Here is a 19,074-nt window from a genome sequence, read left to right on the forward strand (position 1 = left end):
CCCTACGGGCCCGTACGACTGGAGTCGGACGCGGATCCAGCTCCGTGGGTTGACGACCGCTGTGGTGTGCGCCACTACCTTCGACAACGTGACTGTGATCGCGACCGAAAGCCTGAGCAAGCGGTACCCCCGGGTGACCGCTCTTGACCGGCTCTCCGTGGACGTCGGGCCCGGTGTGACCGGACTCGTCGGAGCCAACGGAGCCGGCAAGTCCACACTGATCAAGATTCTGCTGGGTCTGTCCCCCGCCACCGAGGGCCGTGCACAGGTGCTCGGCCTGGACGTCGCCACCGAGGGCGGCACCATTCGCGAGCGGGTCGGGTACATGCCCGAGCACGACTGCCTGCCGCCCGACGTCTCGGCCACCGAGTTCGTCGTCCACATGGCGCGCATGTCCGGGCTCCCGCCGGCCGCGGCCCGCGAACGCACCGCGGACACCCTGCGCCACGTCGGACTGTACGAGGAGCGCTACCGCCCGATCGGCGGCTACTCCACGGGTATGAAGCAGCGCGTCAAGCTCGCGCAGGCCCTCGTCCACGACCCCCAGCTGGTCTTCCTCGACGAGCCGACCAACGGCCTCGACCCGGTCGGCCGCGACGAGATGCTCGGCCTGATCCGCCGCATCCACACCGACTTCGGGATCTCGGTCCTGGTCACCTCGCACCTGCTGGGCGAGCTGGAGCGCACCTGCGACCACGTCGTCGTCGTCGACGGCGGCAAGCTGCTGCGCTCCAGCTCCACCACGGACTTCACCCAGAAGACCGCGACCCTCGCCATCGAGGTCACCGACACCGACGAGCACCCGGACGGCACCCGCGCGGTGCGCGACGTGCTCCACGCGCGCGGGGTGGAGACCCACGACGGCAGCGGGCTGCCGGGCGCCGGGCACATCCTGCTGCTGACCGCCGAGGGCGAGGAGACATACGACCTCGTCCGCGACGTCGTCGCCGACCTCGGCCTCGGCCTGGTCCGGATGGAACAGCGCCGGCACCACATCGCGGAGGTCTTCAAGGACAGCGACGAGCAGCGGGCGAGCGATGAGCAGCGGACCGGCGACGAACAGCGGAAGGAGGCGGTCGGTCATGGCAGTTGAGCAGCCCCGGACGGCGGCACGCGCCCAGAGCGGTGAGCAGACCCGCATCCACAACATCGGCTACCGCCACTACGACGGCCCGCGCCTCGGCCGCGCCTACGCCCGCCGCTCGCTGTACTCGCAGTCCCTGCGCGGCTCCTACGGCCTGGGCCGCTCGGTCAAGTCCAAGGTGCTGCCGATGCTGCTCTTCGTGGTGATGTGCGTGCCCGCGCTCATCATGGTGGCGGTCGCGGTCGCCACCAAGGCGAAGGACCTGCCCGTCGACTACACGCGCTACGCGGTCATCATGCAGGCCGTCATCGGCCTGTACGTCGCCTCCCAGGGACCCCAGTCCGTCTCCCGCGACCTGCGCTTCAAGACCGTACCGCTGTACTTCTCGCGCCCCATCGAGACCGTCGACTACGTACGCGCCAAGTACGCGGCCCTGGCCTCGGCACTGTTCATCCTCACGGCCGCGCCACTGATCGTGCTCTACGTAGGGGCGCTTCTGGCGAAGCTCGACTTCGCCGACCAGACGAAGGGCTTCGGACAGGGGCTGGTCTCCGTGGCGCTCCTGTCGCTGCTCTTCGCCGGGATCGGCCTGGTCATCTCGGCGATCACGCCGCGCCGCGGCTTCGGCATCGCGGCCGTCATCGCCGCCCTGACCATCTCCTACGGGGCCGTGTCGACCGTCCAGGCCATCGCCTTCGAGCAGTCCAGCACGGGAGCCGTCCCCTGGCTCGGGCTCTTCTCGCCCATCACGCTGATCGACGGAGTGCAGACGGCCTTCCTCGGCGCCACCTCCGCCTTCCCCGGAGGGGAAGGCCCCTCGTCCGGACAGGGCGTCGTCTACCTCATCGTCGTCCTGGGTCTCATCGCGGGCTGCTACGGCCTCCTGATGCGCCGCTACCGAAAGGTCGGGCTGTGACCACGCTCAACATCGACCACGTCTCACGCTGGTTCGGCAACGTGGTGGCGGTCAACGACATCACGATGACGATCGGCCCGGGTGTCACCGGCCTGCTCGGCCCGAACGGCGCCGGGAAGTCCACCCTCATCAACATGATGGGCGGCTTCCTCGCCCCCTCCACCGGCACCGTCACCCTCGACGGCCGGCAGGTCTGGCGCAACGAACAGATCTACAAGCACATCGGTATCGTCCCGGAGCGCGAGGCGATGTACGACTTCCTCACGGGCCAGGAATTCGTCGTCGCCAACGCCGAGTTGCACGGCCTCGGCGCGAAGGCCGCCCAGCGGGCGCTGGCCACGGTCGAGATGGAGTACGCGCAGGACCGCAAGATCTCGACGTACTCCAAGGGCATGCGGCAGCGCGTGAAGATGGCCTCCGCGCTCGTCCACGACCCGTCCCTGCTGCTGCTCGACGAGCCCTTCAACGGCATGGACCCCCGTCAGCGCATGCAGCTCATGGACCTGCTGCGCCGCATGGGCGACGAGGGACGCACGGTGCTGTTCTCGTCCCACATCCTCGAAGAGGTCGAGCAACTCGCCTCGCACATCGAGGTGATCGTCGCGGGACGGCACGCGGCGAGCGGCGACTTCCGGCGCATCCGCCGCCTGATGACCGACCGCCCGCACCGCTACCTGGTGCGCTCCAGCGACGACCGGGCGCTGGCCGCCGCGCTGATCGCCGACCCGTCGACGTCCGGCATCGAAGTGGACCTCGCCGAGGGCGCGTTGCGCATCCAGGCGGTCGACTTCGGCCGGTTCACCGCGCTGCTGCCGCGCGTCGCGCGCGAGCACGGCATCCGGCTGCTCACGGTGTCGCCGTCCGACGAGTCGCTCGAATCCGTCTTCTCGTATCTCGTCGCGGCGTAGGAGGCCCAAGATGTACGACCCCACAGTCGCCCGGCTCACCTATCGGGGCCTGCTCGGCCGCCGCCGGGCCCTCATCCTCTGCGTACTGCCCGTCCTGCTCATCGTGATCTCGGCGGCCGTTCGCAGCTTCGCCGGGGCCGACGACCAGGTGGCCTCGGACCTGCTCGGCGGGTTCGCCCTCGCCACCATGGTGCCGATCATCGGCGTCATCGCCGGTACGGGCGCGATCGGGCCCGAGATCGACGACGGCTCGGTGGTGTATCTGCTGGCCAAGCCCCTCAAGCGGCCCACGATCATCTTCACCAAGCTGATCGTCGCCGTCGCCGTCACCATGGCGTTCTCTGCGGTGCCGACGTTCATCGCGGGCATGATCCTCAACGGCAACGGGCAGCAGATCGCCGTCGCCTACACGGTGGCCGCGCTGGTCGCCTCGATCGCGTACGCGGCGCTGTTCCTGCTCCTTGGAACGGTGACCCGGCACGCGGTGGTCTTCGGCCTCGTCTACGCCCTCGTCTGGGAGGCCCTGTTCGGGTCGCTGGTGTCCGGCGCGCGCACGCTCAGCGTCCAGCAGTGGGCGCTCGCGGTGGCCCACAAGGTCACCGGTGGGGACCTCGTCACCTCGGACGTGGGCCTGCCGACCGCGACGGTGCTGCTGGTCGCGGTCACCGTACTCGCCACGTGGTACGCCGGGCAGAGGCTGCGGACGCTGACGCTGGCGGGCGAGGAGTGAGCGGGGCTCCACGCGCGCGTGCCGGTTGTCGCCACGTACGCGCGCGTGGAGGCCCTTCTTCTTGACAGCGGCTTCACCTCTGTCCCGGCACACTGGGCAAAAGGGGATGCACGGCCGACGTACGGCTAGGAGGAACGGGGATGGCGGTCGAGGAATCGCAAGGTGAAGGTCGCGAGCAGTCCAGGGATGTCGAGGACGTCTGGGACGACCTCGTACTGGACGAGAACTTCATACGGTCCGCGGAGACGGCCGAGCCGTCCGCCCGCGCCCGTATGCTCGCCGCCCGTTGGCGCGAGGGAGGACCCGACCCACAGCCCTGGCGCTCCGACGAGCCGCCCGCGGGGTGGTTCTTCAGCAAGGCCCGCCGACGCAGGTGGCGCCGCCGGTGAACCCCTACGGGGGCGGCCTGTTAATCAGTGGCGCTCAAGTCGGCGTACGGGCACAGTAGTTACGTCCACGTCGCCGCATCGAGCCGGCGCCACGTTCTGGGAGAGGAGCGCGACGATGTTCATCAGGAGCAGTTCGTCGAGCTCCCGGCAGGGCAGCCCGCGGCGGGTTCCGGAGTAGTTACACCTCCGTCGAACCCACCCCGCACGGGGGGCTGCCCGGGGCGGCCGCTTCGAGCGCGCGTATGCCGCGCGGGCCGCCCACCCGGAGGATTGGCCGAGAGGTAAGGCACCGGCTTGCTAAGCCGCGGTCGGGGTCACCCCCGCGCGCGTTCGATCCGCGCATCCTCCGCAACACCCCGTACTCCGCGACACCATGAACGGCCCGACTCCATGCACTGAGAGTGCACAGTTGTCTGCACCCCCCGGCACCGCCATGCGCTTCCAGGACGACTACGTCGTGTGCATCGTCGGCGGACGCCACCAGTTCTTCCCCGACACCGACAACCTCTCCGGGGAACAACTGCGCGACATCGCGGCAAGGACGGTGGCGGACTGGCCCGACCAGGCCGCCGACCTCATCCGCCAGGGCGACGCCGAGGCGTTCTTCCCGGTCCACATGTACAGCAGCGTGCCCGGCACACTGGATACACCCACCAACGTCACGCTCCTGGGAGACGCCGTCCACGCCATGACGCCCACCCTGGGCCGCGGCGCCAACCTCGCCATGCGCGATGCCGTCCTGCTGGGCCGCGCGCTGCGCACCGTCGCCGCCGGCGACAACAAGATGGAGGCCCAGCTGATCAGGGTCTCGGAGCACGGCGGCACTCAGGACCAGGCCGAGCTTCCGGGGGCCGCCCCGCTGTATCGCTTCCACAGTTGGTCACTGACCGACCGTGCACAAGGGTGCGGATGTCGCAGGAACACCCCGAACGTGTGAACCGCGCGCGGGATCTCGGGGAGGCGCACCGAGGGGTCATCGCCCGGATAGAGGTGTAAGTTCCTCCAGCCGTGGACGCGGTCCATGTACGCGGCGGCGGCCTCGATGACGCGGGACCACCGCTGGTGTCCGATGACGACGAACGCCGTCGGATGAAGGCGATCGGCGGCAGGGTCGCCGATGCCGGCGACGTGCAGCCCCCGGTAGGCGATGAACCCGTTGTCCGCTGCGTCCTCAGTTGTGGTGGTGGGTGATCTGGACGCGGGCGCCGGCCTCCCGCATTCGGTGGCCGACGGCGTCGGCGATGGCGGGCGCGCTTTTCCGGACCAAGGAATCGATCGCAGGAGACCGTCATCCGCGCTGACCGTGGTGGGAACAGACTTGGTAGCTTGATCGCCATGACGGTGGCATTGATCGACTCGGGACTTGGCCTCCTCTCCACCGCCGGCTGGCTGCGGCACCTTGCCCCGGAACTCGATCTGCTGCTGCTCTTGGATCCCGAGGGCGCCCCCTGGGGACCGAAGAGCACGTCCTTCATCACGGACCGTCTGGTCACCGCTGCTCATGCCGCAGTCGAGCGGGGCGCGGAGGCAATCGTGGTGCCCTGCAATACCGCCACCGTCACTGCGATCGACGCCCTGCGCCAGGAGTTCGAGCCTCATGTGCCGGTGATCGGCACCGTTCCCGCAGTGAAGCCAGCCGCAGTGACCGGCAGGAACATCGCCGTATGGGCAACTGTCCGGACCACGGCGAGTGACTATCAGGCCCGCCTGATCGCCGACTTCGCGAACGGCAAGCCAGTCGTGCGCGTCGCCTGCCCCGGTCTGGCCGAAGCGATTGACCACGGGGATGTGGCCGCTGCATCTGAAGCGATCGCCTACGCAGTCGAGCGAACTCCCCTCCACTGCGACGCCGTGGTGCTGGGGTGCACGCATTACCCTCTGGTAGCGCCGGAGATTCTGCAGCAGCTACCCACCGGCACCACCCTGTACGACAGCGCGGAGGCGGTCGCCCGGCAGACGTTGCGGCGTCTGGACCGGACCACAGAGTCGGACGGCGCGATGGGTAGCGTCGACATCGTGCTCAGCGGCAGCCGCGGAAGCCTCCCGGCAAGCGCCCACGCCTACTCCGTGGGCCGGGCTCTTGCCACCGCGACGCGAGTGTCACCCGAGGCCCTCATGCCCGAGGCAACCTGTTACCCGATGGCTGCTCCGGCCGATTGAGCAGGGGCTCTCCTCCGGACTAAGAAATCGATCATGGTTGAGGGGGCTTCTCCGTATCGGTCAAGACGGGTATGCCGATGTCGACCAGCTGTGAGCGGCCGTCAGTAGGTGTGCGCTTGAGGCTGTTGAGCTTGGCCATCGCGGCGTCAAAGCTGACCTGAAGTCCTTCGACTTCACCGAGCCAGCCGTTGGCGCGAGCTTCGGTGATCCGCTCGCGAAGGTTCTGGACGATCTCGATGAGCCGGGACCGTTGTTTGGGGTCCAGCTGAAGTACGGGGCAGCGGATGCCCCGTTGACTGAACCGGCAGTGGGAATTGGGCAGTTCAGGGGGCAGATGCTGCCTCGCCTCGCGGAACTGGAGGCCGACCTCCTGGACCGTCGAGCGCGCGCCGAAGCCGAGGGCTGGGTCGGCGAGACCGAAGGCATCGACCTCACTCTCGCCTTCCTCCGCGCCAAGCGCGACGAAACACAACGCAGAACTCAGCGACCGCCCGTTGACCTTGGCATCCCGACTGCACGCCGGCAGAGGAGGTAACGACGAGAGTCAGTGAGGCATTTCCAACCTGGTTGAGCAGCGCGCAGCACGGCCGGCATTGCCCATCCCCGTACGTTCCCCCTCCGACGTACATAACGAGGTCAAGCGGTGCGCCGAGGCCGACGACCGATGGGTGCCCTCGTGGATCCGCGCTGTGGAGCACGAGTTCAACCGGACGGCGTGACCGGGGACCACACGCCGAACCACTGCTCGGCGCCCCACTCCTCGAACCGTTGCACCTCGGTGAACCCCAGCTTCGCCGCGAGGCGCATCGAGCGGTCGTTGGCGGTCTGGGTGCAGAGCACCACCGGCTCGCCGGGAAGCGCGTCGGCGAACCAGCCGAGCGCCGCCGCGCTCGCCTCGGCGGCGTACCCGCGTCCCCATGCCTCGGGCAGGAACAGGTAGCCGAGCTCGGCCTCCCCGGCATCCGGACGGACATGACTCCGATGCTCCGCGTCGCGCCGGTTGAGCTCGATGGTGCCGATCATCGCTCCGTCGAGCTCGATCACGAAAAGGCCGGGGCGCCTCTCGGGCGTCTCAGGCAACGCGCGCTCCAACTCATCACGCGGTCGAGGGCCGCCTATGTAGGCGCCCACCTCCGGCGAGGCGAACAGCTCGATGAACGCCGCACGGTCCCGGGCCTCAGGCTCGCGGAGCACGAGCCGCTCGGTCTTGATCGGGGCAGGTGGCCAGGCGACGGATCCGAGCTCAGTCATGGCGGGCAACCTATCGCAAGCCCGCCGGGTAGGAGCCTCAGACGACCGACAGCGGCAGCAGCTCCTCAACGCCGCTCCGCGCCAACAGGCTTACCGCAGGTTGGAACAGCCTCAGTACCGAAAGCTGGCTCGCCCCTCGCTGAGATAGATCATCCAGGGGTGGATCGGCTCACCGCCCGCCACGGGCCGCAGTTCCACACCGAGATCTCGCACGGCGGCAATCGCCCCGATCAGGTGCTCAGGGAAGTGCTGGCGTCGCGCCTCCTCCTGAGCGGCGAAGAGCGGACCGAGATCGTCCCAGCCGGCTCCTGGCACGAAGCGGCAGAGGAACCACGGTTGATCGATGCTCACGGCGCAGAGCGCGCCGACCAACAAGTCGCCATGCCAGACCTCGTAATCGGCCGTCTCCCCCACACGTCCCTCCCCAGTCCCTTGCCCAGACAGTAACCGCGGCACAGGGGAGAGGCGAGACGCCAACCGCCAAGACCAGAGGTCCATCCAGAACGGAGAGTTCATGCCACACCGAATACCCCGCACCACCCATTCGGGTGAAGTGCAGAGAAGCGCTCCAGAGCACAATCTCTAACCCAGCAACCGCTCCAGTACCACCGCGATGCCGTCCTCCTCGTTCGAGGACGTCACCTCGTCCGCGACCGCCTTGAGCTCGTCGTGGGCGTTGGCCATCGCCACCCCGCGGGCCGACCACGCGAACATCGGGATGTCGTTGGGCATGTCGCCGAAGGCTATGGTGTCCGCGGCCTTCACGCCGAGGCGGCGGGCCGCCAGGGACAGCCCCGTGGCCTTGGAGAGGCCGAGGGGGAGAAGTTCCACGATGCCCGCGCCGGCCATCGTGACGCCGACGAGGCCTCCCGCGACCTCCGCGGCCACTGCGGCGAGCTCGTCGTCGGAGAGCGTCGGGTGCTGCACGTACACCTTGTTCAGGGGGGCCGACCAGAGGTCCGCCGCGTCCCTGATCGGGACGACCGGGAGGGGGCCGTCCTGTGTCCGGTAGCCGGGGCCGACCAGCACCTCGCCGTCGAGCCCGTCGCGGCTCGCGGCGAGCAGCAGCGGGCCGACCTCCGCCTCGATCTTGGCGAGCGCCAGACCGGCCAGCTGCCGGTCCAGCGTCACCGAGGTGAGCAGCCGGTGCTCCCCCGCGTCGTACACCTGCGCGCCCTGACCGCACACCGCGAGGCCCTCGTAGCCGAGGTCGTCGAGGATGTGCCGGGTCCAGGGCACCGCGCGCCCGGTGACGACGATGTGTGCGGCGCCCGCCGCACACGCCGCGGCGAGTGCCGCACGCGTCCGCTCCGAGACCGTCTCGTCGGAACGCAGCAGCGTGCCGTCGAGATCGGTCGCGACGAGCTTGTAGGGAAACGATCCAGTAGGCCCGGTCGGCCCGGTCGGACCGGTCGACTCGGTCGGTCCGGTCGGTCCGGTCGGCCCAGGGGTGCCGGTCACTTGGAGATCGGCTCCAGGACCTCACGGCCGCCCAGGTACGGACGCAGTACCTCCGGCACCCGCACGGAGCCGTCGGCGAGCTGGTGGTTCTCCAGGATCGCGACGATCGTGCGCGGGACGGCGCACAGCGTGCCGTTCAGCGTGGCGAGGGGCTGGACCTTCTTGCCGTCGCGCATGCGCACGGACAGCCGGCGGGCCTGGAAGCCGTCGCAGTTCGAGGCCGAGGTCAGCTCGCGGTACTTGCCCTGGGTCGGGATCCACGCCTCGCAGTCGAACTTGCGGGACGCCGACGCGCCGAGATCGCCCGAGGCCACGTCGATGACCTGGAAGGGCAGCTCGAGGCCGGTCAGCCACTGCTTCTCCCAGTCCAGGAGCCGCCTGTGCTCGTTCTCCGCGTCCTCGGGGTCGACGTACGAGAACATCTCGACCTTGTCGAACTGGTGCACGCGGAAGATGCCGCGGGTGTCCTTGCCGTACGTACCGGCCTCGCGGCGGAAGCACGGCGAGAAGCCGGCGTAGCGCAGCGGGAGCTGGTCGGCGTCGAGGATCTCGTCCATGTGGTACGCCGCGAGGGGGACCTCGGAGGTGCCGACCAGGTAGTAGTCGTCCTTCTCCAGGTGGTACACGTTCTCGGCCGCCTGGCCGAGGAAGCCGGTGCCCTCCATGGCGCGCGGGCGGACCAGGGCCGGGGTCAGCATCGGGGTGAAGCCGGCCTCGGTGGCCTGGGCGATCGCGGCGTTGACGAGGGCGAGCTCCAGCAGCGCGCCGACACCCGTCAGGTAGTAGAAGCGCGAGCCGGACACCTTGGCGCCCCGCTCGACGTCGATGGCGCCGAGCGCCTCGCCGAGCTCCAGGTGGTCCTTGGGCTCGAAGCCCTCGGCGCCGAAGTCGCGGATCGTGCCGTGCGTCTCCAGGACGACGAAGTCCTCCTCGCCGCCGACCGGGACGTCCGGGTGGATCAGGTTGCCGAGCTGGAGGAGGAGCCGCTTGGTCTCGTCGTCCGCCTCGTGCTGCTCGGCGTCGGCGGCCTTGACGGCGGAGGCGAGCTCGCCGGCCTTCTTCAGCAGCTCGGCCTTCTCGTCGCCGGACGCCTTGGGGATCAGCTTGCCGAGCGTCTTCTGCTCGGAACGGAGCTCGTCGAAGCGGACGCCGGACGACCTGCGCCGCTCGTCGGCAGAGAGGAGGGCGTCGACGAGTGCGACGTCCTCTCCACGGGCGCGCTGTGACGCACGCACACGGTCGGGGTCCTCACGAAGCTGGCGAAGGTCAATCACCCCTCAAGGCTACCGGTGCGCGCTTCCGGCCATCGACTCGATATTCCACTCCGTCGCTTCTGTGACGTTATGAGTCAAATGCCGGGCTGAATCTCTTGATCAACGATGAGCGTCAATAAAAGGGACTGTACTCCCTGAAACGGGGCAGACGGGCGCACGTCGGTTGACTGGATTCCCTTGTGGAGGGCGGGACTTGAGGAGAGTTGTCCACAGGCACCCCCACCCTCACCGAGTTATCCACAGGGTGTGCGGAAGATCTGTGGACGTCGGAGTTGATCGTTCCGAAAGCCGCATCAAGGACGAAGAATTCCCGGGTCAAACCCCCTGTACACCCACGTTCGAGTGGAAATGCTTCGCTCCAAAGGATTGATCAATGGAAAAGAGTGGACGAGGGGTGACGTGCGGAGCTGTGGACGAACTTGGGGTCTGTAGGGCGATTTGTCGATGATGCAGTGCTTCGTTGTCGACTTGTCCCCAGGTCGAGAAGCACACCTGTGGATAACACCTGTGGATGACGAAAATCGGCAGGTAGCACTGGCGGGGAGCCGGTTGGCCAGGTGGAAAACGGCCAGCTGGAGAACCGGCAGGTGGAAAACGGGGCAGGTGGAAAACGGCCGCGCCGACGATCCGGCGCGGACCTGGGACCGTTCTGGCGGCGCGCTAGAACCGGCCGTCCTGGCAGCGCGCCAGCCAGTCCGACGCGGCGGAGAATTCGCTGTCCGACGTACCGGCCCGGGGCGGGCGTACGTCCTGGGGGTCGACTTCCGCACGGGGGTACGAGCCGAGGAAGCGCACCTGCGGACAGACCCGCTTGAGCCCCATGAGCGCCTCCCCCACGCGGCGGTCCGAGATGTGGCCCTCCGCGTCAACGGCGAAGCAGTAGTTGCCGATGCCCTCGCCAGTGGGCCGGGACTGCAACAGCATCAGGTTGACGCCCCGCACGGCGAACTCCTGCAGCAGTTCCAGCAGGGCACCCGGGTGGTCGTCGCGCTGCCAGATGACCACGGACGTCTTGTCCGCGCCCGTCGGCGCCGCGGGCCGGGCGGGCCGGCCCACCAGGACGAAGCGCGTCTGGGCGTTCTCCGCGTCGTGGATGCCGGTCTCCAGCGGTTCCAGACCGTACTTGGCCGCCGCGAACTCGCCCGCGAAGGCGGCGTCGTACCGGCCTTCCTGCACCAGCCGGGCGGCGTCCGCGTTCGAGGCGGCGGACTCCCAGAGGGCGTCCGGCAGATTGTTCTTCAGCCAGTTGCGCACCTGCGGCTGGGCGGCGGGATGGGCGCTCACCGTCTTGATGTCCGACAGGTTCGTGCCGGGCCTGACCAGCAGGGCGAAGGTGATCGACAGCAGCACCTCGCGGTAGATCATCAGTGGACTGCCCGCGACCAGCTCGTCGAGGGTCGTGGTGATGCCGCCCTCTACCGAGTTCTCGATCGGGACGAATGCGGCCTCGGCCTCGCCGTTGCGGACGGCGTCCAGCGCGGCGGGAACCGACACCATCGGGACGAGCTCCCGCGTGGCGGTCTCCGGAAGCGTGCGCAGGGCGACTTCGGTGAAGGTGCCTTCGGGACCGAGATACGCATAGCTGGCTGGCATGACCTCACCCTAATGGGCCTTTCGTACCCGGGCCCCCGGCCACGGGAAACCACCGTCCCGAAGGGGGACCCTCACCCCTCCAGCAGCCGCTGCCCCACGTACTCGCCCTTCGCGGCCCCGCCCGGCACCGCGAACAGCCCGCTCGCCTCGTGGCGGATGTACGTGGACAGGGCGTCGCCCCGGTCGAGCTTGCGCTGCACCGGGACGAAGCCGCGCAGCGGATCCGCCTGCCAGCAGACGAAGAGCAGGCCCGCGTCGGGCACGCCGTCCGCGTCGAAGCCGTCGTGGAAGGAGAACGGGCGGCGCAGCATCGCGGCGCCGCCGTTCTGATCGGGCCGGGTGATCCGGGCATGTGCGTTGACGGGGACGGCCGGGCTGCCGTCGGCGTCGGTCTTGGCGAGGTTCATCGCTGTCGTCTCGGTGCCGCCGCTCAGCGGCGCCCCGGTCGACTTCTTCCGCCCGATGACGTCCTCCTGGGCCTTGACCGAGAGTTTCTCCCAGTCGTCGAGGAGCATCCGGATCCGGCGTACGACGGCGTACGAGCCGTTCGCCATCCATGCCGGGGCGCCGGAGGCGGGCACGAAGATGCGCCGGTCGAAGTCGGACTCGGACGGCTTCGGATTGCGGGTGCCGTCGATCTGGCCCATCAGATTGCGGGCCGTCATCGGCTGGGCGGTGGCGCCGGGCGAGCGGTTGAAGCCGTTCATCTGCCAGCGCACCCGAGCCGCGCTGCCCGCGTCCTTCTGGAGCGTGCGCAGGGCGTGGAAGGCGACCAGGGCGTCGTTGGCGCCGATCTGCACCCACAGGTCGCCGTCGCTGCGCGTCTTGTCGAGGTGGTCGGAGGAGAAGTCGGGCAGCGGGTCGAGGGCGACCGGGCGCTGCTTCTCCAGGCCCGTACGCGCGAAGAAGCTGTACCCGAATCCGAAGGTGACCGTCAGGGACGAGGGGCCGGCGTCGCGGGCGACGTCCGTGTCGTCCTGTGCGGCCGCCTCGCCCGCCATCAATCGCTGGGCCGTCGTCGACCAGCGGCGCAGCAGCGCGGCGGCCTCCTTGCGGCCCGCGCCCGCGGCCAGGTCGAACGCGACGAGGTGGCCGCGGGCCTGCAGCGCGGTGGTGATGCCGGGCTGATGTTTCCCGTGAAACATCACCGTGTCCGCGCCGAGCGAGGTCAGGGGCGCGGCCTTGTCGGCGGAGGGTGCCGCCGCGTACCCGGCGGCGCCTCCGGCCGCCCCCAGGGCGAGACCGGTGGCTCCCGCGGTGCCGAGCAGCCGACGACGGGAAAAGACTCCCTGGGGAGAGGTCCCCGAGGATGTCCCCGAGGAGGTCTTCTTGGAAGAGGCCCCCTTGGAAGAGGGCTCCTGGGAAACGAGCTCCCCAGGAGAGGCACTTTCCGAAGCGGCCTTCGAGGCGGCCTTAGGGGTGGCCTTCGACGTGGACTGGTCAGCCATGGTGAGGTTCAGCCGATCTTCGCGTTCTTGTTCACGGTCGCTTGGTCGATGTCCGAGGTGCGCACGGTCACCGCGATCTTCCAGTCGCCCGCCATGGGGATCTGCACTCCGATCGCCGACCAGTGGCCGGTGGCGATGCGGTCGGGGGTCACGGGCAGCGGGCCGATCTTCTTCGCCTCCAGGGTGAAGGCGACCTTCACCTCGGGAACGTCGAAGGCCTTGCCGTTGGGCCGCTCCACGAAGACGCGCATTTCGTTGCCGCCGACGCGGGCCGGGTCGAGGGTGACCTCCACGGTGCCCTTGCCGTCCTGGCCGCCGGTGTCGAACGGGAGCTTCAGAGAGAGCGGCCCGGACCGCTGGGAGGTGGACGCGGTGGCCTGCTGGGCGGCCTCCTCCGTGCGTCCCGGCTCGGTGGACGTCAGCACGGTCGTCACGGCCAGCAGGACGACGGCGACGCCCGCCTCGGCGAGCACCGAGCGGCGCAGGCCGGTACGGATCGGATCGGCGTCGCGGATGCGCTTCTGGCGCGCGGTGGCCACGGCGGCCTGCTGCCGGGCGAGCTGGGCGGCGCGCGGGGAGTCCCCGGAGCCCCCCGTGTCCCCGGAGCCTCCGGAGTCCCTGGAGCCTCCGGAGTTTTTGGTGTCCGCGGGAACCTTGGTCGGCTGCTTCGCCCGCTGTCCGGCCGCGGCTGCCGCCCCTGCCGTCGCCATGGCCTTCGTCACCGGCGCCTCGGACAGCTGTGCCGTCCAGCGCCGCGAGATCCACGCGATGCCGACGAGGACCGCCACCAGGCCGATCTTGGCGAGCAGCAGCTGCCCGTACGACGTGTCGGTGAGCGCCGACCAGGAGCCGACCTGGCGCCAGGACTGGTAGATCCCGGTCGCGGCCAGCACGCTCACGCTGCCGAACGCGACGCGGGAGAAGCGTCGTACGGCCGCCGCCTCGATCTGTGCCTCGGCGGGCGCCCGGAACAGCGCCACGAGCAGCGTCGAAAGGCCGCCCAGCCAGACGGCGACCGCCAGCAGGTGCAGTACGTCGACGGGCATCGCGAGGCCCGCCTGGATGCCGGTCGAGGCGTGCTCGGCCATCGCCCAGCTCGCGGCCAGGCCCGCCGCGACGACGGCACCGCCGATCGCGAGCCCGAAGGTGAGGTCCTTCTTCTCGAGGTCATCGAGGTCATCGAGGTCTTCGGACGCGGTGGCCTCGCCCCGGCGCGCGTACGCCCCGAACAGCACCGCGATGAACAGCGCCCCCGCGGCGAGCAGCAGCAGCCGCGAGACCAGCGCCGCGCCTGCCTTGGTCTGCAGCGCCTGCCCGAGCAGCGTCAGGTCGAAGATGTCGCCGATCTTGCCGGAGCCGACGTACGAGCCGCGCAGGAGCAGCAGTGCGAGCGTGGCGCCCGTCAGCGCGAGCCACCCGGAGACCACGAGCCGCTGCACCGGACGGACCCCGGCGCCGCGCTGCCAGCAGGTCAGCACGAAGGCCGCGCCGCCGACGAACAGGATGAATCCGGCGTACGACACATAGCGCCCGAATCCGTAGAGCGTGCCGACGACTCCGCCGCCCACTGCCGGGTCGGACAGCGCGACGGAGGTCTGCGAGGGCGCCCCGATGGAGAAGGTGAAGGCGCCCGAGACGGGGTGGCTGTCCGCCGACACCACCTGGTAGGTGACGGTGAACGTGCCGTCGGGCAACCCCGAGTGCAGCTTCACACCGTAGGTGGTGCCGCCCAGGTCGGACGCCTTGCCGGTGTCGACGCGCTCGCCCTTGGGGTCGAGCACGCGGACCGAGCCGTCGGACATCGCGACCTTCTCGGAGAAGGTCAGCGAGATCTGGGCCGGTGCCTGTTTGACCACCGCTCCCTGCTGCGGGTCGCTGCCGGTCAGCGCGGCGTGCGCGGAGACCGGCGCGGCGCCGGCCAGGACCGCGCCCGCCACGGCGAGGAACAGCAACAGCAGCGTCCGTACCCGAAAGGGGACACCAGAAGTGGCACGTACGGCCGCACGCGCGGTCGTGCGGACAGTTGCGCGGGGAACGATGGTCTGCGTCACGGTGATCCCTCCCTCAGTGCCCGGTCTTCGGGTTGTACGTCGCGGACTTCACCGGCATGGAGATCTTCACCGCGCCGGCCCTGGTGAAGTGCAGCGTCACCGACACCTTCTCGCCCTCCAGGGGCTTGTGGGTGAGCTTTTCGAACATGAGGTGGTTGCCGCCGCTGGCGAAGCCGAGCGTGCCGTCCGCGGGCACGGCGAACGACTTCTGCTCCTCCATCGCGCCGCCCTCGGTGGAGTGCAGCGTGACGTCGGAGGCGAGGTCGCTGGTGACCGAGGTCAGGGTGTCGGCGCCGCCGGAGTTGGTGACGGTGAAGAAGCCGGCCGCCATGGTGTCCATGACGGGGGCGGGCATGTAGGCGCCGGTGACCTGCAGTTCGGGCTTGCTCGAACTGTCCGTGTTGTCCGACGAGGAGCTGTCCGAGCCGCAGCCCGCCAGTGTCAGCGCGGCGGCCGTCAGCGCCGCGCATCCCGCGAGACGCCTCGAAGGGGCTCCGGGACGCCTCACGGATTCTCCCCCTTGATGAGCTTGGGGAGGTCCTTGGTGTAGTCGTCGACGGTGGCGTCCTCGCCGTAGACCACATAGCCCCCGTCGGTCTTCGGTGAGAACGCGAAGACCTGGGTGCCGTGCACGGAGACGAGCTTGCCGTTCTTGTCCTTCGCCGTCGGCTCGATGGTGATGCCCAGGGTGCGGGCGCCCGCCTGGATGGTGGGGAAGTCACCGGTGAGGCCGATGAAGGCGGGGTCGATCCCCTTGAGCCACTTGCCGAGCGCGGCGGGGGTGTCGCGCGCCGGGTCGGTGGTGACGAACACGACCTTGAGCTTGTCCTGTTCGGCCTTGGGCAGTTGCTTCTTGGCCACGGCGAGGTTGCTCATCGTCGTCGGGCAGACGTCGGGGCAGTGGGTGTAGCCGAAGTAGATCAGCGTCGGGACGCCCTTGGTCTCGGCCCGGAAGTCGTACTTCTTGCCGTTCGTGTCGGTGAGGACGAGGTCGGGCTTCTCGAACGCCTTGTCGAGGACCGTGGCGGCCTTGCCCGTGCCGGCCTCGGCGGACACGTCGGCGATCGGCTTGTTGCTGTCGTCGCCGCTGCCGCAGGCGGAAAGGGTCAGTGCGGCGGCGGCGAACAGGGCGGCCGCGGCATACGTCTTCTTGCGCATAGAAAAATGTCCCAGATGTGAGGGCTCCGGTGTGCACCGGGGTCGTACGACGCCGTTGACGGGGGCGTACGACCTGGCTGGCGGGGCCGTACGACTCACCGGTGCACAACGGAAGGGGGCGATGGGCCTCAGGCGGTGGTGCGCCGACGGCCGGCCAGGACGCCGTACGCGACGCCCGCCACGCCGACGGCGATGCCGACGACGCCGAGGACGCGGGCGGTGGTGTCCGTGCCGTCGGACGACGTGCCGTCGGACGAGGAGGCGGCCTCGGTGGTGGCCTTGGCGCCCGCGGCGGACGTGTCGGAGGCGTCCTCCGCGGTGGCGGACGATCCGTGGTGGCCGTCCGTGGACGCGGCGGAGAGCGCGAGCACCGGAGCCGGGTTCTCGGGCTCCTCCTGGCCCTCCTGCTGCGGCTCGATCCAGCGCACGACCTCCTTGTTGTCGTACGTCTGGATCGCCTTGAAGACGAGTTCGGCGGTGTCCTCGGGGAGCGCGCCGACGGAGAGCGGGAACTTCTGGAAGAAGCCCGGCTCGATGCCCTTGCCGGTGGCGGTCCAGGTGACCTTGGAGACGGCCTCGGAGATCTTCTCGCCGTGCAGGGTGACCGGCTTGGCCGGCTTGCTCTTGCTGACCTGCACGGACCAGCCGTCGAGGGGCTGCGGCATGACGGAGGCGAGCGGGTGGTCGGTCGGGAAGTTCACCTCGACCTTGGTGGTCGAGGCGTTGTCGCGCTCGTTGGGGACCTTGAAGTCGACGACGGCGTAGCCGCCCTTGGCGGCCTCGTCCTCCGGCTGGACGCTGACGTGCGCGAAGGCGGGGGCGGAGGCGGCGAGGACGGCCGAGGCGGCGACGGCACCGGCGGCGGCGATACGGGAAGCCTTCATAGAAGGGGACACTCCACTTTCAGTCCGTTGAAGTCCGTTGAAGTCCGTTACAGAGGGGCACGTGCGAGGGCCGGTGCGGCGCCCTGGAGGCGTCGACGGCATGCACGCGCGCGTGCCGCACGACGGCACCCCCATCGGGCCCATCGGCGGGGCGGTGGAGTGGCGCGTCGTGTCAGGCGGCGAGGACGAGAGCGGTGGAGTGTGGCGGCCCGCGCCGGACGACGGTGTGCTGGAGCGCGGTGGTACGGGGCTTGGGCGGCGGGAGCATCGCGGTGCGGCAGGCGCACGGTGTCGCACCGGGCGTACCCGGAAGTCCGGCCCGCAGGGCGCGTACGAGCGCGAGCGCCCCGCGCAACGACCGTACGAGCGCCCCTTCCGCGACCCCGTGCGCGGACAGCCGCATGAGCCGCAGCAGCGCCATGTCACCGTGGCGCAGCACCCATCCGGCGGCGACGGCCGCGAGGACGTGGCCGAGCAGCATCGGCAGGGACGGCAGCACGGACATCGGGGAGCCCGCGGTGGTCGACATCGCGTCCGCGGGGTGGTGCATGGGCATGGACTGCGTCATGCCGGTGCCGAGCCGTGCGGCGGCGAGGATCTTCTGGGCGTGTGCGGGGGTGATGGCCGCCGCGGTCGTGCCGCACACGAGGCGGGCGGCACGTTCCACGAGTGAGGTGTCGGCCATCGACATGGAGCCGGAGACCGTCGCCGTACCGGCCCCGCCGAGCCCGAAGAGCGTGTGCAGGGCGGTCTGGCCGACCGCGAGCAGCGCGGCGATGCCCGGCAGCGAACGCTCCCGCCCCGCCAGCGCGGCGGCGACGGCGAAGACCGCGAGGAATCCGGCGCCCAGCGTCCACAGCGGAATCGTGGCGCAGGAGGCGAGCTCATGACCGGCCGCGGCCAGCACGGCGCAGACCGCGGCGAACACCGCGGCCCGCAGAATCCGGAGTCCGTATCCGGAGCGCGCCCTGCGTTGGTGGGGGGCAGTCATGGCGGGTTCATCATCGCACTGGACTTACCCGCTTCCCGCGGCAGGTCCGCAAGATGACGTTCCGCAGGCCGGGGTCCTGAAGATCACTATCTGGGGGAAACCGTCCACACATACACCGATTCCGGGCGTACGCGCATCCGCCGTATGGGCGGCATCACGTCATGGAGGCGATTGCACGCGGGTGCTTGCGGCAATACGTAACGGTATGTCGAGCCGCGGCCGGGAGGCTGGAGCATGAGCATCTGGTGGTCACTCCATCTGCGGCGCGAGGCTGCGAGCGTTCCGCTCGCCAGACGCCTGCTGCTCGGCACGATGGAGACGGCGGGCGTCGACCCGGAGGTCTCGTACGACCTCTCCGTCGCCCTCAGCGAGGCCTGTGCCAACGCCGTTGAGCACGGCGGCGATGCCCTCGGAGCCTCCTCCGAGGCCTATCGGGTCACCGCCTACCTCGACGGTGAGAAGTGCCGCATCGAAGTCGCCGACTCCGGCCCCGGGTTCGCGCCCGGCCACGCCCGTTTCCCGCTCCGGCCCGCTTGCAGCGACGCCGAGCACGGCCGGGGGCTGTGTCTGATCCAGGAACTCGCCGACCACGTCCAGATCGGCAACGAACCGGGGCGGGGCGGGGCGGTGGTCAGCTTCGACAAGATCCTCAAGTGGAAGAAGGACGCGCCTCTGATGGCGGTGTAGGCCGAACTCATGGCGGTGCAGGCCGAACCGTCAGAGTGCTCGCGCGGTGTCCCGCTGTTTTCGGGCCCCTTGGAGAGGGCGCTTTTGCG

General features: G+C 69.6%; 20 protein-coding genes and 1 tRNA gene. 9 read left to right on the top strand and 12 right to left on the bottom strand.

Annotated elements, in window-relative coordinates; translation table 11 throughout:
• Positions 1–94: 94 nt before the first annotated feature.
• From OG747_RS22645 to OG747_RS22680, 8 genes are all read left to right on the top strand, one after another.
• Positions 95–1,093 carry an ABC transporter ATP-binding protein gene (locus OG747_RS22645; protein WP_405885630.1) on the top strand — a complete coding sequence of 333 codons (999 nt, stop codon included), beginning with the start codon at positions 95–97 and terminating at the stop codon, positions 1,091–1,093.
• Positions 1,083–2,000: an ABC transporter permease subunit gene (locus OG747_RS22650; RefSeq protein WP_405881167.1), complete on the top strand. Its 918-nt coding sequence runs from the start codon at positions 1,083–1,085 to the stop codon at positions 1,998–2,000. Before OG747_RS22645 ends, OG747_RS22650 begins: the two co-directional genes overlap by 11 nt.
• Positions 1,997–2,908, top strand: coding sequence for an ABC transporter ATP-binding protein (locus tag OG747_RS22655; RefSeq protein WP_405881168.1), 912 nt, complete (start codon positions 1,997–1,999; stop codon positions 2,906–2,908). Before OG747_RS22650 ends, OG747_RS22655 begins: the two co-directional genes overlap by 4 nt.
• A 10-nt stretch (positions 2,909–2,918) precedes the next feature.
• A complete protein-coding gene (locus OG747_RS22660; RefSeq protein ID WP_405881169.1) occupies positions 2,919–3,638 on the top strand; it encodes an ABC transporter permease in 720 nt (239 codons plus the stop codon).
• Positions 3,639–3,778: 140 nt separating this feature from the next.
• The gene (locus OG747_RS22665; RefSeq protein WP_405881170.1) at positions 3,779–4,027 is read left to right on the top strand and encodes a hypothetical protein; all 249 of its coding nucleotides are present in this window, start codon (positions 3,779–3,781) and stop codon (positions 4,025–4,027) included.
• Between the two features lie 264 nt (positions 4,028–4,291).
• Positions 4,292–4,376 (top strand) — tRNA-Ser (locus OG747_RS22670).
• Between the two features lie 60 nt (positions 4,377–4,436).
• Positions 4,437–4,964 (top strand): FAD-dependent oxidoreductase, encoded by a 528-nt coding sequence (locus OG747_RS22675; RefSeq protein WP_405881171.1) that lies wholly within the window; start codon positions 4,437–4,439, stop codon positions 4,962–4,964.
• 398 nt (positions 4,965–5,362) lie between these two features.
• Entirely contained in the window at positions 5,363–6,187 is an 825-nt protein-coding gene (locus OG747_RS22680; protein WP_405885631.1) for a glutamate racemase, read from the top strand.
• 31 nt (positions 6,188–6,218) lie between these two features.
• Here the strand turns inward: OG747_RS22680 and OG747_RS22685 are convergent, their stop codons facing one another.
• The 12 genes from OG747_RS22685 to OG747_RS22740 all read right to left on the bottom strand — a co-directional run bounded on the left by OG747_RS22685 (position 6,219) and on the right by OG747_RS22740 (position 18,298).
• Entirely contained in the window at positions 6,219–6,659 is a 441-nt protein-coding gene (locus OG747_RS22685) for a hypothetical protein (protein ID WP_405881172.1), read from the bottom strand.
• 230 nt (positions 6,660–6,889) lie between these two features.
• Positions 6,890–7,438, bottom strand: a complete 549-nt coding sequence (locus tag OG747_RS22690) for a GNAT family N-acetyltransferase (RefSeq protein WP_405881173.1) — start codon at positions 7,436–7,438, stop codon at positions 6,890–6,892.
• Between the two features lie 111 nt (positions 7,439–7,549).
• A complete protein-coding gene (locus OG747_RS22695) occupies positions 7,550–7,852 on the bottom strand; it encodes a hypothetical protein (RefSeq protein WP_405881174.1) in 303 nt (100 codons plus the stop codon).
• Positions 7,853–8,020: 168 nt separating this feature from the next.
• Entirely contained in the window at positions 8,021–8,899 is an 879-nt protein-coding gene (locus OG747_RS22700) for an HAD family hydrolase (RefSeq protein ID WP_405881175.1), read from the bottom strand.
• Positions 8,896–10,173, bottom strand: coding sequence for a serine--tRNA ligase (gene serS, locus OG747_RS22705; protein ID WP_405881176.1), 1,278 nt, complete (start codon positions 10,171–10,173; stop codon positions 8,896–8,898). Before serS ends, OG747_RS22700 begins: the two co-directional genes overlap by 4 nt.
• Positions 10,174–10,833: 660 nt before the next feature.
• Complete coding sequence (gene pheA / locus OG747_RS22710; RefSeq protein WP_405881177.1) at positions 10,834–11,766, bottom strand: prephenate dehydratase; 933 nt, start codon at positions 11,764–11,766, stop codon at positions 10,834–10,836.
• A gap of 71 nt (positions 11,767–11,837) precedes the next feature.
• Complete coding sequence (gene efeB / locus OG747_RS22715; RefSeq protein ID WP_405881178.1) at positions 11,838–13,214, bottom strand: iron uptake transporter deferrochelatase/peroxidase subunit; 1,377 nt, start codon at positions 13,212–13,214, stop codon at positions 11,838–11,840.
• Positions 13,215–13,222: 8 nt separating this feature from the next.
• Positions 13,223–15,172, bottom strand: coding sequence for a copper resistance CopC/CopD family protein (locus tag OG747_RS22720; protein ID WP_405885632.1), 1,950 nt, complete (start codon positions 15,170–15,172; stop codon positions 13,223–13,225).
• Between the two features lie 106 nt (positions 15,173–15,278).
• A complete protein-coding gene (locus OG747_RS22725; protein ID WP_405881179.1) occupies positions 15,279–15,773 on the bottom strand; it encodes a copper chaperone PCu(A)C in 495 nt (164 codons plus the stop codon).
• Positions 15,770–16,423, bottom strand: coding sequence for an SCO family protein (locus OG747_RS22730; protein ID WP_405881180.1), 654 nt, complete (start codon positions 16,421–16,423; stop codon positions 15,770–15,772). Before OG747_RS22730 ends, OG747_RS22725 begins: the two co-directional genes overlap by 4 nt.
• 128 nt (positions 16,424–16,551) lie before the next feature.
• Positions 16,552–17,307: a YcnI family protein gene (locus tag OG747_RS22735; protein ID WP_405881181.1), complete on the bottom strand. Its 756-nt coding sequence runs from the start codon at positions 17,305–17,307 to the stop codon at positions 16,552–16,554.
• A 172-nt stretch (positions 17,308–17,479) separates the two neighbouring features.
• Positions 17,480–18,298: a hypothetical protein gene (locus tag OG747_RS22740; protein ID WP_405881182.1), complete on the bottom strand. Its 819-nt coding sequence runs from the start codon at positions 18,296–18,298 to the stop codon at positions 17,480–17,482.
• A 234-nt stretch (positions 18,299–18,532) separates the two neighbouring features.
• Here OG747_RS22740 and OG747_RS22745 point away from each other — a divergent pair, with 234 nt between their 5' ends.
• Entirely contained in the window at positions 18,533–18,985 is a 453-nt protein-coding gene (locus OG747_RS22745; protein ID WP_405881183.1) for an ATP-binding protein, read from the top strand.
• Positions 18,986–19,074 lie beyond the last annotated feature (89 nt).

This window comes from Streptomyces sp. NBC_01384 (genome assembly GCF_045040035.1).
Taxonomy (GTDB): Bacteria; Actinomycetota; Actinomycetes; order Streptomycetales; family Streptomycetaceae; genus Streptomyces.